The 12,962-nt window shown below is 59.0% G+C and carries 10 protein-coding genes; 5 read left to right on the top strand and 5 right to left on the bottom strand.

Going from position 1 to position 12,962, the window contains the following annotated elements; genetic code table 11:
- The first annotated feature begins 175 nt into the window (after positions 1-175).
- Genes plsB through AC07VR_RS02280 form a run of 3 tightly spaced genes read left to right on the top strand, consistent with a single transcriptional unit; the run spans position 176 to position 3,846 of the window.
- On the top strand, positions 176-2,680 hold the full coding sequence (gene plsB, locus AC07VR_RS02290; RefSeq protein ID WP_495010356.1) for a glycerol-3-phosphate 1-O-acyltransferase PlsB: 2,505 nt from the start codon (positions 176-178) through the stop codon (positions 2,678-2,680).
- A 50-nt stretch (positions 2,681-2,730) separates the two neighbouring features.
- Complete coding sequence (locus AC07VR_RS02285; RefSeq protein WP_495010355.1) at positions 2,731-3,129, top strand: YbaY family lipoprotein; 399 nt, start codon at positions 2,731-2,733, stop codon at positions 3,127-3,129.
- Positions 3,130-3,156: 27 nt separating this feature from the next.
- Positions 3,157-3,846 (top strand): DUF4197 domain-containing protein, encoded by a 690-nt coding sequence (locus tag AC07VR_RS02280; protein WP_495010354.1) that lies wholly within the window; start codon positions 3,157-3,159, stop codon positions 3,844-3,846.
- Positions 3,847-3,940: 94 nt separating this feature from the next.
- On the opposite strand, the gene AC07VR_RS02275 is transcribed toward AC07VR_RS02280, so the two are convergent.
- The 3 genes from AC07VR_RS02275 to AC07VR_RS02265 form a co-directional block, all read right to left on the bottom strand.
- Positions 3,941-5,296, bottom strand: a complete 1,356-nt coding sequence (locus AC07VR_RS02275; RefSeq protein WP_494992674.1) for a Fic family protein — start codon at positions 5,294-5,296, stop codon at positions 3,941-3,943.
- Between the two features lie 232 nt (positions 5,297-5,528).
- Positions 5,529-8,600: an efflux RND transporter permease subunit gene (locus tag AC07VR_RS02270; RefSeq protein ID WP_495010353.1), complete on the bottom strand. Its 3,072-nt coding sequence runs from the start codon at positions 8,598-8,600 to the stop codon at positions 5,529-5,531.
- Between the two features lie 6 nt (positions 8,601-8,606).
- Positions 8,607-9,707: an efflux RND transporter periplasmic adaptor subunit gene (locus tag AC07VR_RS02265; protein WP_495010352.1), complete on the bottom strand. Its 1,101-nt coding sequence runs from the start codon at positions 9,705-9,707 to the stop codon at positions 8,607-8,609.
- Positions 9,708-9,801: 94 nt separating this feature from the next.
- Here AC07VR_RS02265 and AC07VR_RS02260 point away from each other — a divergent pair, with 94 nt between their 5' ends.
- Positions 9,802-10,437, top strand: coding sequence for a TetR/AcrR family transcriptional regulator (locus tag AC07VR_RS02260; RefSeq protein ID WP_494992671.1), 636 nt, complete (start codon positions 9,802-9,804; stop codon positions 10,435-10,437).
- Between the two features lie 147 nt (positions 10,438-10,584).
- On the opposite strand, the gene AC07VR_RS02255 is transcribed toward AC07VR_RS02260, so the two are convergent.
- A complete protein-coding gene (locus tag AC07VR_RS02255) occupies positions 10,585-11,367 on the bottom strand; it encodes a class I SAM-dependent methyltransferase (RefSeq protein WP_494992670.1) in 783 nt (260 codons plus the stop codon).
- 93 nt (positions 11,368-11,460) lie between these two features.
- Between AC07VR_RS02255 and AC07VR_RS02250 the strand changes: the two genes are divergently transcribed.
- Complete coding sequence (locus tag AC07VR_RS02250; protein ID WP_495010351.1) at positions 11,461-12,081, top strand: energy transducer TonB; 621 nt, start codon at positions 11,461-11,463, stop codon at positions 12,079-12,081.
- A 49-nt stretch (positions 12,082-12,130) separates the two neighbouring features.
- On the opposite strand, the gene AC07VR_RS02245 is transcribed toward AC07VR_RS02250, so the two are convergent.
- Complete coding sequence (locus AC07VR_RS02245; RefSeq protein WP_495010350.1) at positions 12,131-12,952, bottom strand: isocitrate lyase/PEP mutase family protein; 822 nt, start codon at positions 12,950-12,952, stop codon at positions 12,131-12,133.
- Positions 12,953-12,962 lie beyond the last annotated feature (10 nt).

Here is a 12,962-nt window from a genome sequence, read left to right as displayed (position 1 = left end):
TTTTATGCCTGTCACACAGGATCCGGATACTGCGGTAAACGGGATCAAGTGCAAGACCGGTATAAAAACCCTCGATTGAAGTTTGCTTTCCCGCTTTTTTGCCGATTTTCGGTGAATACGGCACACTACCGGCCCCGAGCACCTGCTCGGTTTTTTTAACTCATGCAGAAGCCGTATGACCCGCTCCCCGTTCCGCCGTCTTGTGTTTGGCGCCTTGCGCCGACTGTTGTACCTCTGGGTTCGCTCGGAGACGATCAATCAGTCGTCCTTCACCCTCAAACTCGACCGCAGTCGTCCGGTGTTCTACGTCCTGCAAAACCCATCGCTGACCGATCTGGCCGTGCTCGACACTGAATGCGGCAAGGCCGGTCTGCCGCGCCCGGTGTTGCCGGCATCGGTGGGCAATCTGCTGGAACCTGCCGCATTCTTCTACCTGACGCCGGAACCCGACTGGCTTGGCCGCCAGGACAAGCGCGGCGCGCCGCCGGTACTGACCCGACTGGTCAGCGCCTTGAGCCAGAACGCCGCACAAGACGCGCAAATCATCCCGGTCAGCGTATTCTGGGGCCAATCCCCGGACAGCGAATCGAGCCCCTGGAAGCTGCTGTTCGCCGACAGCTGGGCCGTCACCGGGCGTCTGCGCCGCCTGTTGAGCATCATGATTCTGGGACGCAAGACCCGCGTGCAGTTCTCCGCGCCCATCCATCTGCGCGAACTGATCGAACACAATAAAGGCCACGAACGCACCGTGCGCATGGCCCAGCGCATCCTGCGGGTGCACTTTCGCAACCTGAAAGCGGCGGTGATCGGCCCGGACATTTCCCACCGGCGCAATCTGGTCAAAGGCCTGCTGAATCAGCCGTTGGTCAAGCAGGCGATCCTCGAAGAAGCCGAACGCGAGAACATCTCCCCGGAGAAAGCCAAGGCTCAAGCGCTGCACTATGGCAATGAAATCGCTTCGGACTACACCTTTACCGCGATCCGCTTTCTCGAAGTAGTGCTGAGCTGGTTCTGGAACAAGATCTACGACGGCATCAAGGTCAACCACATCGAAGGCGTGCAAGCCGTCGCCCAGGGTCACGAAGTGATCTATGTGCCGTGCCACCGCAGCCATATCGACTATCTGCTGCTGTCCTATCTGCTGTTTCGCAACGGCCTGACCCCGCCGCACGTCGCCGCCGGGATCAACCTGAACATGCCGGTGATCGGCGGCCTGCTGCGCCGTGGCGGGGCGTTTTTCATGCGCCGCACCTTCAAGGGCAACCCGCTCTACACCTCAGTGTTCAACGAATACCTGCACACCCTCTTCACCAAAGGTTTTCCGGTGGAGTACTTCGTCGAAGGCGGGCGTTCGCGTACCGGGCGCATGCTGCAACCCAAGACCGGGATGCTCGCCATCACCCTGCGCAGCTTTCTGCGTTCGTCGCGGATGCCGATTGTCTTCATCCCGGTGTACATCGGTTACGAGCGGGTTCTCGAAGGCCGGACCTACCTCGGTGAGTTGCGCGGAGCGACCAAGAAAAAAGAATCGATCTTCGACATCTTCAAGGTCATCGGCGCGCTCAAGCAGCGATTCGGCCAGGTTGCGGTCAACTTTGGCGAACCGATCAAACTGGCGGAGTTCCTCGATCAGGAACAACCGGACTGGCGCTCCCAGGAGTTGGGTCCGCAGTTCCGTCCGGCCTGGCTGAACGAAACCACCAACCGTCTTGGCGAGCGTGTGGCCCGGCATTTGAACGAAGCGGCAGCGATCAACCCGGTCAATCTGGTGGCGTTGGCGCTGCTTTCCACCAGCCGGCTGGCCCTCGACGACCGCGCTATGGCCCGGGTTCTCGACCTCTATCTGGCGTTGCTGCGTCGCGTGCCGTATTCACCGCATACCACGTTGCCGGAAGGCGATGGCCGGGCGCTGATCAAGCATGTGAAAGACATGGACCTGCTTTCCGAGCAGAGCGACGCCTTGGGCAAGATCCTTTATCTGGACGAGCAGAATGCCGTCCTGATGACCTACTACCGCAACAACGTGCTGCATATCTTCGCCCTGCCGGCGCTGCTGGCGAGCTTCTTCCAGAGCAGCTCGCGCATGAGTCGCGAGCAGATCCTGCGCTACACCCGCGCGCTGTATCCGTACCTGCAATCGGAGCTGTTCATCCGCTGGTCGCTGGAAGAGCTGGACGCAGTGATCGATCAGTGGCTGGAAGCGTTCGTCGAGCAAGGTCTATTGCGCTTCGAGAAAGAGCTGTATCTGCGCCCGGCACCGAGTTCGCGACATTTTGTGCTGCTGACCTTGTTGTCCAGGAGCATCGCCCAGACCCTGCAACGCTTCTACATGGCCATCTCGCTGCTGCTCAACAGCGGCCAGAACAGCATCAGCGCCGAAGAACTGGAAGACCTGTGCACCGTCATGGCCCAGCGCCTGTCGATCCTGCATGGCCTGAATGCGCCGGAATTCTTCGACAAGAGCCTGTTCCGTCACTTCATTCAAACGCTGCTGGATCTCGACGTACTACGTCGCGATGAGGCCGGCAAACTGAGCTATCACGAACTGCTCGGCGAACTGGCCGAAGGCGCGGCCAAGCGTGTATTGCCGGCGGAGATTCGCTTGTCGATTCGTCAGGTAGCGTTGCATCGCAGTGAAGATGCGGCCGATCAGCTCGATGCCCCGCAGCAAACCGACTAGATTGTTTCAGGCGCCAGTCTTCTTCTGGCGCCATCGATATGGAGATCCCGATGAAAAAGTTCTCTTTACTTGCCATCACTGCCCTGCTCGGAGCCTGCCAGACCCTGCAACCGTCCCCCAAAGCCAGCCTCGACGGCGAAGTGTTCTACCTGCAACGCATCGCCCTGCCGCCAACGGCGATCCTGAGCGTCAGCCTGCAGGATGTTTCCCTCGCCGACGCACCTGCCGTTGTAGTGGACGAACAGCGTGGCCCGATCAAAGGCCAGGTGCCTCTGCCCTTCCACCTCAGCTATGACCCGGTGCAAGTCAAACCCGGTCATCGCTACTCGGTCAGTGCGCGCATTGAAGTGGATGGCAAGCTAAGGTTCATTACAACCGAACACCACAGCGTGCAACTCAATGGCAAAGATCTACAGCCGTTGAAAATTCGCGTCGACGCAGTACGTTAATTCCCTCTCTTGATTAAGGAAGCTGCCATGCTCCGTCCTTCCCTTCGCTTCGCCGGCCTGTGTGCGGGCTTGTTGATTTCCGCCAGTGCGCTGGCCTTGTCTCTGAGTGATCTTTCGCAAAAAGACGCCACCGGAGGGCTCAAGGATGCATTAACCCAAGGCGCACAGATCGCCGTCAAACAACTGGGCACTCCGGGCGGTTTCAGCAACAACCCGGACGTGAAGATCGAGTTGCCGGGCAACCTGGGCAAGGTTGCCAAGAAAATGAAGCAGTTCGGCATGGGCGCCCAGGTCGACGAACTGGAAGCCAGCATGAACAAAGCGGCTGAAGCTGCGGTACCGCAAGCCCAGGCGTTGCTGGTCGATGCCGTGAAGAAGATGAGCGTTGACGATGCCAAAAGCATTCTCAGCGGCGGCAAGGATTCGGCGACCCAATACCTGAGCAAAACCAGCCGCGAGCAAATTCGCCTCAAGTTCCTGCCAATCGTCAAGCATGCAACCGATCAGGTCGGCCTGGCCAAACAATACAACTCCTTCGCCGGCCAAGCCGCGACCCTCGGTGTGCTCGACGCGAAAAATGCCAATATCGAAGGTTATGTAACGGAGCAGGCACTCAATGGCCTGTTCGAAATGATCGGCAAGCAAGAAGCCGCCATCCGCCAGAACCCGGCGGCAGCGGCCACCAGTCTGGCGAAGAAGGTGTTTGGTTCGTTGTAGAAAGCGAAGAGCAATTACGCGGCCCGTAGGTGCTGACGCGGCCTGCGATCTTTTGATCTTCAAACCTCGAAAAGATCGCAACCTGCGCCAGCGCCTACGCCCAAGCCTTTTTGATGTCCTGCGTGTCACGCAGAAAGAAAGCCCACTCTCGCCCCCGCTTCTTTTTCTCGAAAATTTTCAGTTCTACCAATCCATTCAGCGTGGCCGAAGCCGTGTTGTACGAGCAATCCAGATTTTCCTTCACATTCACTGCCGTGAACTCCTTGGCCATACCGCTTTTGGCCACCTGAAACACAGTCCGTTGTTTTTCGCTCAATTGCTTGAAAAGCCCGGACTCCTCCAGCCATCGATCAAACCCTTCGGCATACGCCAGACTCTTCTGATAAGCCGATGTGAATCCGGTCACTGCACGGACAATCACCGAGCACTGGTAGTCGATGAAATAGGTCAGATCCAGATCATCCGTTTCGGTATGCAAATAAGACCGGCCATATTTCACCGGCGCATTACGTAACAGAATGCTGATGGAGATGTAGCGGAATGCCGAGAAGTCATTCTTGAACATGAACCAATAAAACAACGCCCGCGCCACACGGCCATTGCCATCACGAAAAGGGTGTTCGTAACCGAGGGCAAAATGCAGGGCAATCCCCTTGATCAGCGGATGAAGGTAATCGTTGCGCGTGGGGTCATTGTGGGATTGATTGATCCAATTCGACAATGTGTGGAGCCTGGCCTGAATACCCGCTGCCGGTGGCGGTGTATGGACCGTATTGCCTTCACCGTCCTGAACGACAACCTCGTCATTGACCCTGAAAGCGCCCGGTGAGTATTGTCCGTCGTCGATGCCCTCGACACCGACCCGGTGCAGCTGCGCGATCAGCTCGACACTCAGCGGCTCATGACGTTTGTCCCAGGCAAAGATCATCATCTTGTAGTTGCCGATAACCATCCGCTCATCCGGGGTACGCGGCAGTCGGTTGCGCTTGAGCATATCTTTGGCAACCAACGTAGTAGTCGCCGCTCCTTCCAGCTGGCTGCTGCTGATGGCCTCGTCTTCGATTAAATCATTGAGCAAATAGTTGAAATGCGCTCGCTCACCGATCCTGCTGGTCATGTACTCCAGAGCAGCGGTGCTCGCCTGGCGGTCGACAGTCGAAAGAGTCTTGTGCGCTAGCGGCGTCAGAATGAACTTGCCCCATTGGGTGGGTTCACCCAACGGCAGAAGGCTGGAATATTGAGCAGAGCGGGCTTTCTTGACAAGTGCCCAGCACAACGTTGCATCAAGGCCTGGCGCCCAGCGATAACGCAGCTCGTCAAACGGCAGGTATCGCCCCTGATCATCCAGCGGCTTGAGCAATGCCAGATAGTCAGGCAGTTTTTCTTTGTAGGGCGAGGTCCCCAACAGATCGAAAACGCTGTCCGGGTTTGCGGGAGGACTTTTGACCATTACTGTCTCAAAAACACCAAAAACTGAGTTCTGAGTACAGCACAAACACAACACTGTCTCAATATTTATAAAAATTGAGACAATGAAAACACAGAATCAAGCATTGATCGTTCCCACTCCCGCGCGGGAATGCATCCCGTGACGCTCTGCGTCACATACAGAGCGGACGCGGAGCGTCCATGGCAGCATTCCCACGCAGAGCGTGGGAATGATCACAATGTGTGCCGCTTGATCAGACCTGCTCTTTCTTCACCCTGAACCACGCCGCATACAGCGCCGGCAAAAACAGCAGCGTCAGCGCTGTGGCCACAATCAGCCCGCCCATGATCGCCACCGCCATCGGTCCGAAGAACACGCTGCGTGACAGCGGGATCATCGCCAATACGGCGGCCAGTGCAGTCAGTACGATTGGCCGGAAGCGTCGCACTGTGGCCTCGATGATCGCTTGCCATGGCCGCAGTCCGGCAGCGATGTCCTGTTCGATCTGGTCCACCAGAATGACCGAGTTACGCATGATCATCCCGGACAGCGCGATGGTGCCGAGCATCGCCACGAAACCGAACGGCTGGCGGAACACCAACAGGAACAACGTGACGCCAATCAACCCCAGCGGTGCGGTGAGAAACACCATCGCGGTGCGGGAGAAACTGCGCAGTTGCAGCATCAGCAAGGTCAGCACTACGACAATGAACAACGGTACGCCGGCCTTGACCGAGTTCTGCCCACGGGCCGAGTCTTCGACCGTTCCGCCGACATCCAGCAAGTAACCGTCCGGCAATTGCGCCCGAATCGGTTCCAGGGTCGGCAGGATTTGCTGGACCAGGCTCGCTGGCTGCTCCTGCCCGTAGATGTCGGCACGCACCGTCACGTTCGGCAAGCGGTTGCGGTGCCAGATAATGCCTTCTTCGAAGCCATATTCCAGCGTCGCGATCTGCGACAGGGCCACGCTTTTACCGTTATCGGTCGGCACCGCGAGACTTGGTAGCAAGGTCAGTTCGGTGCGTTCACGCGGCGTGCCGCGCAACAGAATCTCGATCAACTCGTTGTCTTCGCGGTACTGGCTGACGTTTACACCTGTGAGCGAGCTTTGCAGAAACTTCGACAGGTTCGCCGTGCTAACGCCCAACGCCCGTGCGCGCTCCTGATCGATGTTCAAGTAGATGACCTTGCTCGGCTCTTCCCAGTCCAGATGCACGTTGACCACATGGGGATTCTCACGCACCTTGGCCGCGACTTTGCGCGCCAGCGCACGGACTTCTTCGATGTGCTCGCCAGTGACCCGGAACTGCACGGGGTAACCAACCGGAGGACCGTTCTCCAGTCGCGTGACCCGTGAACGCAGGGCCGGGAATTTTTCGTTGAGGGTTTCAATCAGCCAGCTGCGCAGGCTTTCGCGATCCTCAATGGACTTGGCCAGCACGACAAATTGCGCAAAGCTCGCCGCCGGCAGTTGCTGATCCAGCGGCAGATAGAAACGCGGCGAACCGGTGCCGACATAGGCCACATAGTTGTCGATGCCGGCGCGGTCCTTGAGCAGGCCTTCCAGACGCTTGACCTGATCGGCGGTGTTGCTCAGCGAGGCACCTTCGGCCAGCTTCAGGTCGACCATCAACTCCAGTCGCCCGGACGCCGGGAAGAACTGTTGCGGCACGAAGCGAAACAGCACCACCGATGCCACGAACAGCACGATGGTCAGGCCAATGACGGTTTTGCGCCGACGCACGCACCATTCCACCAGCCGCCGTACCCGTTGATAGAACGGCGTGCCATAAGGGTCTGGATGAGCGTCGCCCGTACCGTGTTTGGCGGCATGAATCTTCGCCAGGTCCGGCAGCAGTTTTTCGCCGAGATAAGGTACGAACACCACGGCGGCAATCCACGACGCCAGCAATGCGATGGTCACTACCTGGAAGATCGAACGGGTGTATTCGCCAGTGCCCGACTGTGCAGTGGCAATCGGCAGAAACCCGGCGGCGGTGATCAACGTACCAGTGAGCATCGGGAACGCGGTGCTGGTCCAGGCATAGCTGGCGGCCTTGAGCCGGTCGTAGCCCTGTTCCATTTTGATCGCCATCATTTCCACGGCGATGATCGCGTCGTCCACCAGCAAGCCCAACGCCAGTACCAGCGCACCAAGGGAAATCTTGTGCAGGCCGATCCCCAGGTAATACATGGTGGCGAAGGTCATCGCCAGCACCAGCGGAATCGCCAGGGCGACCACCATGCCGGTGCGCACACCGAGGGAGAAGAAGCTCACCAGCAACACAATCGCCAGCGCTTCGATCAACACCTGAACGAATTCGCCGACGCTGGTTTTCACCGCGGCCGGCTGATCGGAAACTTTACGCAACTCCATTCCGGCCGGGAGATTCTTCTGGATGCGGGCAAACTCGACTTCCAGCGCCTTGCCCAACACCAGAATGTCACCGCCGTCCTTCATCGCTACAGCAAGGCCGATGGCGTCGTCGCCCATAAAGCGCATACGCGGCGCCGCAGGCTCGTTGAAGCCACGGTGAACATCGGCGACGTCGGAGATATGGAATGTGCGATCGCCGACCCGGATCGGGAAGTTCTTGATTTCTTGTACTGTCTGAAAACTCCCCGAGACCCGCAATTGCAAGCGTTCGCTTGAGGTCTCGAAGAAGCCTGCGGTGGACACCGCGTTCTGTTCTTCCAGGGCTTGCTGTACGGCGGCCAATGGCAGCCCGAGGGTGGCCAGCTTGACGTTGGACAGCTCGATCCAGATCTTCTCGTCCTGGCGCCCCAACAGATCGACCTTGCCGACATCCTTGACCCGTTGCAGCTGGATCTGGACGCGATCGGCGTAGTCCTTGAGCACCGCGTAGTCGAAACCGTTGCCGGTCAAGGCGTAGATATTGCCGAAGGTGGTGCCGAATTCATCGTTGAAAAACGGCCCCTGAACACCCGGCGGCAAGGTCTGGCGGATATCGCTGATTTTTTTGCGGACCTGGTACCACAGCTCGGGGATCTGCGCGGAATGCATCGAGTCCCGGGCCATGAAGGTCACCTGGGATTCGCCTGGGCGGGAGAACGAGACAATCCGTTCGTACTCACCGGTTTCCATCAGCTTCTTTTCAATGCGCTCGGTGACTTGCCGCGACACTTCCTGAGCCGTAGCACCCGGCCAGTTGGTGCGAATCACCATGGCCTTGAAGGTGAACGGCGGGTCTTCGCTCTGGCCCAGCTTGGTATAGGACAACGCGCCGACGACTGCCAGCAACAGCATCAGGAACAGCACGATCTGGCGATTGCGCAGCGCCCATTCGGAAAGATTGAAACCCATCGGGGACTACTCCTTGACCGCCAGATTGACCGCGCGATTGGAGCGATCCACCGGACGCACTTGCTGGCCTTCGTGAAGCACGTGCACACCCGCCGCCACCACCCAATCATTGGCGTTCAGGCCTTCAAGGACCGGCACGGTTTTTTCGCCGAATGCACCGACCCGTACCGGAGCACGCTTGAGGGTATTGTTGGCGCCGACGACCCAGACGTAGGTCGCGCCGTTCTCTGCGGTGAGTGCCGAGAGCGGCACCGACAGCGGAACGATACCCGGGGTCTGAATGAATACCCGGGCACTCTGGCCGAGTTCGGCCGCAACTTTACCGGCGGTGAAGGTGATGCGGGCGGCAAAGGTCCGGGACTTTGGATCGGCGGCCGGTGACAGTTCGCGAATACGCCCGGCGAATTGCTGACCCGGTTGCGTCCACAGCTCCACCGAAACGTCCTGACCGACCTTGAAGCGGCCAACGTTCTGTTCCGGCAGGCTGATCAGCACTTCCCGCTCGCCATCGGCGGCCAGGGTGAAGACCGTCTGCCCGGCCGACACCACTTGCCCGACCTCGACCGCGCGCCTGGCGACCACGCCATCCTGTGGTGCACGCAGTACGGCGTAGCTGGCCTGATTGTTGGAAACATCAAACTCGGCCTTGACCTGCTTGAGCCGTGCAACGCCAGCGCGGTACAGGTTTTCTGAATTGTCGTACTGCGAGCGGCTGACCATCTGCCGGTCCATCAAGGTCTTGTAACGATCACGTTCGGCGTGCACCAGGTTCAGATTGGCCTCGGCTGCTGCGAGTTGCGCACGAGTCGCTTCCAGTTGCAGGCGCACGTCCTGGGGATCGAGCTCTGCCAATGGCTGGTTGGCCTTGACCCGCTCACCCTCTTCGACCAGTCGTCGGCTGACTTTGCCGCCGATACGGAACGCCAGATCCGGCTCGTAACGCGCGCGGACTTCACCGGGATAACTGTCCATTGCCTGGGCCGAAGGCTCTGGCTGAACCACCATGGCCGGACGCACGGTGATTTGCGCTGGCTCTTCATGACCGCACGCAGACAACAAAAAGGCCAGGCTGACTGGCAACGCGAGGGACAAGGCATGGCGGAACATGGTGAAGGACCTTTCGCTAATGGTGCTCTGAATAATTATACTGACCAGTATGTTATTAATAGCAAACTCACCAGTCCAGTATTAAAAGCGAAGAATGTCTAACACTCTTGCTGCACCCAGCGGTCCCGGCCGCCCTAAAGACCTGGCAAAGCGCCAGGCCATCCTCGATGCGGCGAAAAATCTGTTTCTGAGCAATGGCTATGCGAACACCAGCATGGATGCGGTCGCGGCAGCGGCCGGTGTATCGAAACTCACGGTCTACAGCCACTTCAACGACAAGGAGACGCTGTTCTCCGCAGCCGTGGTCGCCAAGTGCGAGGAGCAACTGCCGACGCTGTTCTTCGAGCTGCCGGACGGCATGCCAATCGAAAATGTGCTGCTGAACATCGCGCGCCGCTTTCACTTGCTGATCAACAGCGACGAATCGGTGAACCTGCACCGTTTGATCATGGCCCTGGGCAGCCAGGACCCGAAGCTCTCGCAGATTTTTTTCGAGGCCGGACCGCAGCGCATGCTGCAGGGCATGGAACGGCTATTGACGAAGATCGATCAGGTCGGCGCCTTGAGCATCGATAAACCACTCAACGCCGCCGAGCATTTTTTCTGTCTGCTCAAGGGCGCAGCGAATTTTCGCCTGCTCTACGGCTGCGGCGCGCCCCTGAGCGATGAAGCCGCCGAGGCGCATGTGCGGGAAGTGGTGGAGTTGTTTATGCGGGCTTATCGGGTTTGAGCAAGAGTTCTTTGTCGCCTGCTGATGATCGTTCCCACGCTCTGCGTGGGAATGCCGCCCGTGACGCTGCGCGTCACATTCTAGAGCGGACGCAGAGCGTCCAGTGAGGCGTTCCCACGCAGGAGCGTGGGAACGATCAGCAGGCGCCTACGCCTTGAGCGCTTTCTTCGGATAGATATCGTAGCGGCTGGATTTACCGTCCAGAGCATGGCTGGGCTTCGGCCCTTCAATGCAAGGCGCCTTGCGCGGGCGCTTGACGACGACTCGGTGGCTGGCCAGCGCCAATGCGGCTTCAAGCAATGCCGGCGCATCAGGATCATCGCCGACCAGCGGTCGGAACAAACGCATTTCCTTCTTCACCAGTGCAGTTTTCTCACGATGCGGGAACATCGGGTCCAGATAGATCACCTGCGGCGGCTCCCCTTCCCAGTTGCGCATGACCTCGATCGAGTTGCCTTTGAGCAAGTGCATGCGCGAGACAATAGGCGCCACCTCAAAGTCCTGAAGCCCACGGGCCAGACCATCCTCCAGTAACGCGCCGATCAATGGCTGGCGCTCGATCAGACTCATTTCGCACCCCAGACTGGCCAGCACAAATGCATCCTTGCCAAGCCCTGCCGTGGCATCCAGCACCCGCGGGCGCACGCCTTGGGCTACACCGACTGCCTTGGCGATCATCTGGCCACTGCCGCCGCCATACAGCCGCCGATGGGCAGCACCACCCTCAACGAAGTCCACCCGTACCGGTCCCGGTGCATCCGGGCCAAGCTGTTGCAGCTGCAAGCCCTGCTCGGTGACCTGTAATGCGAACTCGGCATCGTCCATCAGCAATGGCAAACCGAGTCGCTCGGCCCATTGCTCCGCTTGCGCAGCAGACGCTCCGGCTAGCGCCTGGACTTTGATGCGGCAGGCCGCTGGTTGCTCAATCATGGGGAAACACGCTCAAAAAATTAATGATCGGCAAAAACTGCCGATAAAAGAACTATCAGGCATTTTGCCAGAGCTGAGCGTCGACCGAGAGAAATGTCAGACATTCAAAGCACAATCACAGGCTTTATCTCGCCCTACGGCGACTACAGCCTGCGCAACTCCCAAGCACTGAGCGGCGTCAGTCACCTGTGGCAGGATTTCTTTGCCCGGGCATTAGCCGACCAAGTGGGCGATGCGACGAGTGTTGCTGGCGAAAAAGCGTTGGTTGCGGTTGATGGCCCGATCGAGCCAAGCGGTGGCACTGATCTGCTCACGCAGATCGTTACGCAACGTCATTGCGATGTTCAGGACACCCGGATCCGCCCGCCAGAGCCGTTGTTCCTGCCGATTGCCGAGTTCGAAATGGACCTGGCGGACAAGCCGGCCATCCCGTTCCCACCGGAAGAAATCGCCGCGCAACAAAAGCAACAGGACTTCGAGAGCGGTTGGGTTCGCCCAATCGTGCTGAACGCCGGCCAACCACTGCCCGAACCCGGCCCGGCGCCGCAACCCCGCCCGCTGCACCTGCCGATTGCCGAGTTCGAGCTCGACCTGCTGGACAAACCGGCGATCCCGTATCTGCCAGCAGAACTTGCCGAACAACAGAAACAATTCGACTTCGATAACGGCTGGGCACGCCCGCTGATCCTGCAAAACCTGCGCCTGGCCGCCTGAAACTCAAGCCCCGGACACTGTCAGAAACTGCACGACAACTGCTGGCTAATCAGCCTTTGAACAGCTGATTGATCTGCCCGAACGGCATGGCATGGTCGGCAAAGTCAAAGGTACCGCGTCCGTGAACTTCCTGAGCGGCGGTATAAAACGCGCCATAGGCCGCACGCGCCAGCGCAGAACCGACACTGATACGTTTGACCCCCATGTCGCTCAACTGCGCCACCGTGAGATGGACACCACCGGACATCAACACATTGACCGGTTTGGGCGCCACGGCCCGGACCACTGCAAGGATCTCTTCTTGCGTGCGCAGCCCCGGGGCATAAAGCACATCGGCTCCTGCTTCGGCGAATGCCTGCAAGCGGCGAATGGTGTCCGGCAGGTCAAGCTTGCCATGCAAGAGGTTCTCCGCGCGGGCCGTCAGCATGAACGGGAACGGCAGACTGCGCGCCGCCGCAACCGACGCTTCGATCCGCTCGACAGCATGTACAAAGGAATAGATGGGATCGTCCTCATGGCCCGTGGCATCTTCAATCGAGCCACCGACCACACCGGCAGCCGCCGCGCGCAGGATCGTCTCGGCGCAACCCTTAGAGCTGTCGGAGAAGCCATTTTCCAGGTCGACCGCGACCGGGAGATCCGTTGCGCCAACAATCGCCTGGACGTTTTCAAGGGTGTCGTCCAGGGACAACGCACCGTCCGGACGGCCTCGAGAAAATGCAAAACCGGCACTGGTGTTCGCCAAGGCCGTATAGCCAAGACTGGCGAGCATTTTTGCCGAACCGGCGTCCCATGGATTGGGAATCACGAAAGCGCTGTCACGCTCATGAAGCGCCTTGAAAGTCTGGGCACGAAGGGTTTGCGCATCCATTTGCTCGCTC

This window comes from Pseudomonas sp. GW821-FHT02H09 (assembly GCF_059421425.1).
The sequence above is the reverse complement of the archived record's forward strand: the minus strand, read 5'-3'. Positions and strand labels throughout refer to the sequence as shown.